Here is a 3034-nt window from a genome sequence, read left to right as displayed (position 1 = left end):
TATCCACGGAGCTTTGCACGCGCTTGAAACTCATCGCCTCACTTTTCGAGGGAGATTCCGCTCCTCTTCAACTATATTTTATCATCTCTCTCTTGTCAATACCTTTTAGTAAGAATTTTTCACTTTAATCAAAAAATTCTTTTCTTCATATATAGAATCCACTGATAAGGATCGTGGATTACAAAGGATTAAGACTCACAACCTCATAAAAAAGTTCTCAAAAGATTCCTCAATTTTTTTCTCATATATTAGATATGGAAACACACAAAAAAGTTCCGTAAAATTTTGAGAATTTTCGAGGAATTTTTAAAATTTACAAAGTGTGGTATTGTTTTACTAATTTTTGCATTTATACAAAAATTTTGCACAATTTACGATTTTTTCCTTTCTCATCAATACAAGTAACTCTTTTCAGAGCGGGTTTGGTAGTTTTATCAGTTACCTTTTTCGTCTCAATTTGAGGATTTTTTCGCATGACCCTCATAAAAATTTAACTTTTACCTAAAGAAAATCTAAAGAAAATATGTGAAAAATTTTGGTCATCGCTTAAGTTAATATTTACAAAAGGTTCATTTGAATAATAAATGCAAAGAAGAAATGTAAAAATTCCCTTGAGTTGTTTTATTCTTTTATAAAAGTTTTCATCATCTCCACTTTTATAAAGAAACCAAATAAACCTTGTCTATTTTAGAGTTTATTTTGAAAAAGAAACATTATAGCTAAGAGAATTAATGCCAAAAAATAACAATAAGAATTAATGCTACAGGCATTCATAATGGGATTGATAAATCTGAAAAAAGTTTCTTAAGGGCTTAGGAGAAATTTACAGGATAAAGATAAGGTGTTGAAAGACAGGGATAGATTTGCAACAGATCTTATTGGAAAATCCATTTTTAACTGCCACAATGAAAATTTGAAGAAAATCATCCTTTATGGAATTTAACGAGCTTGTGAAGGGCAAAAACACAATACTTATGTGTGAAAATGAAAAAGTAAAAGAATATATGGTTGCAGTAAGAGACGAAAACAACAATCTCCTTGGATATTTTGAGATTATACAAAAATTGTTATAATGAGATAACTCCGACCAAAGATACCTAAGAGGGAAACCTCATGGTGCTTTGGCGATAGGGTATAATGGGAAACTGTTATGCCTGCCATTTTGCAAAGGAGGTAAGAGATGAAAAAAGTAACAAATGTTTTGCTGTTGTTAGTTTTCCTTCTAACTGTCAGTTTTAACTTTTCATTTGGTAGCAAAGTTGCTCTTGGTGATTCAAGCGGTGTTGTTGAGCTTTCAATTGGAAAAAATGTTGCTTCTTTGAATTTTAAACCGGTTCCTCTTGAGAGTAAACCTATTATTCAAAATGGAAGAACTCTTGTTCCTTTAAGATTTGTATCCGAAGCTTTCGGCGGCTATGTAGATTACAATCCAAATGACAAAACTATTACTCTTGTTTTCGATTTGCATACAATTATCCTAAAGATTGGATCAAAGGTTGCAATTGTTGACGGAAAAGAATTACCTCTTGATGTTGCTCCCTTTATTGAAAAACAATCAGGAAGAACGCTTGTGCCAGTGAGATTTATTTCGGAATCAATTGGTGCAAATGTGGAATGGAATCCCTCAAATAGGACGATCAAGATTATTTACCAACAGAAACCACTTGCAAATAAAAAATCTTTGATATTAAAGGTAATTCATGCAGGAAGCCTAACACAACCTTTAAGAACTCTTGAAAACAATTTCAAGAATTATTATGCAAAACTAAATGTAGATATTACTTTTGAGGATTTTTCAGCAGGAAGCGTTGATGCAGTAAAACAGATAACTGAACTAAAAAAAGAATATGATGTTGTTGCACTTGCCGATTTTTTCCTTATTCCACAGTATCTTATACCAAAGTACACCGATTGGTACATCGTTTTTGCCACAAACAAACTTGTATTGTGCTATACCGATAAGAGCAAATATGCAAATGAAATAAATTCAAATAATTGGCATGAAATACTATTAAGAAAAGATGTTGATTTTGGATATGCAGAACCAAACTCAGATCCTTGTGGTTATAGGACACTTCTTATGTTCCAACTTGCAGAGCAGTATTATAAAAAGCCCCAACTCTACCAAAGCCTTTTAAATGCAACTAAACCGAAAAATATCCGTCCAAAATCAGTTGAGCTCGTTGCTTTACTTCAAGCAAATGAGCTTGACTATGCCTTTGAATATGAGTCAGTTGCCGTGCAAAATAATCTAAAATATATCTCTTTTCCAGACGAACTCAATCTCGGAAATCCTGATCTTACGGACTGGTATGAAAAAGCATCTTTAACACTAAAGGATGGTACAGTTGTAAAAGGTGCGCCAATTCTATATGGACTTACGATTCCAAACAATGCACCAGAAAAAGAGTTTGCACAAAGATTTGTACTATATTTACTTAAATACGGTAAAAGTGTTTTTGAGAAATCAGGGCAACCTTTTGTTCCATTCAAAGCATATCCAGATATTTATAAATTACCTGCACCTGTAAGAATGGGGATTATGAAATAAAATTTTCAATAATTACTTCACCTACTCTTGATTTCCCCCTGCAATAAATTGCAGGGGGAATAATAAAGTTAAAAAAGAGGGGGTTTTTTATGAAACTGATTAAAAATTGTATTAATTTTGGTAATCCTTTTCTCTTTCGTTGAATTCTCTTTCAGTGTAGCTTTTTCGAGGACTTTTTCATCTAACATCAAAATTACTAAAGACACTGTAAAACAGGTTTTTTAAGAACATTTGGGGGGAATAGACTCATAGGAAGGAAACTCAGTTGTGCTAATATCCGATGGAGGCTACTTTATTAAAGGCAAAATAAAAATAGCTAAAGATATTGTACAAAAAGATGTCTTCTTTGCGAAATTCAATTCGAATGATGATTTAGAATATTGGTTAAAAGCGGCTTCGGAATGACAACCATTTTGAGGGGGCAACAACCCCCCTCAATACTCCCCCAAATACACCAAAGAATTGCCAATCCGAGGAACGAAG

At 32.8% G+C, this 3034-nt stretch carries 2 protein-coding genes and 1 riboswitch; both genes read left to right on the top strand.

Translation table 11 applies throughout. The features are described 5' to 3' along the window. Positions 1-932: 932 nt before the first annotated feature. Positions 933-1073, top strand: coding sequence for a hypothetical protein (locus ACP5SP_RS07705; RefSeq protein ID WP_424587187.1), 141 nt, complete (start codon positions 933-935; stop codon positions 1071-1073). Further along, a riboswitch (molybdenum cofactor riboswitch) is annotated at positions 1070-1189 on the top strand. (Overlaps the previous gene by 4 nt.) Next, entirely contained in the window at positions 1181-2551 is a 1371-nt protein-coding gene (locus tag ACP5SP_RS07700; RefSeq protein WP_428076468.1) for an extracellular solute-binding protein, read from the top strand. It overlaps the preceding riboswitch by 9 nt. The last annotated feature ends 483 nt before the right edge of the window (positions 2552-3034 follow it).

Source organism: Caldisericum sp. (genome assembly GCF_049967455.1).
GTDB classification, from domain to species: Bacteria; Caldisericota; Caldisericia; order Caldisericales; family Caldisericaceae; genus Caldisericum; species Caldisericum exile_A.
Note: the sequence above shows the minus strand (reverse complement) of the source record. Positions and strands in the feature narration are given on the sequence as shown.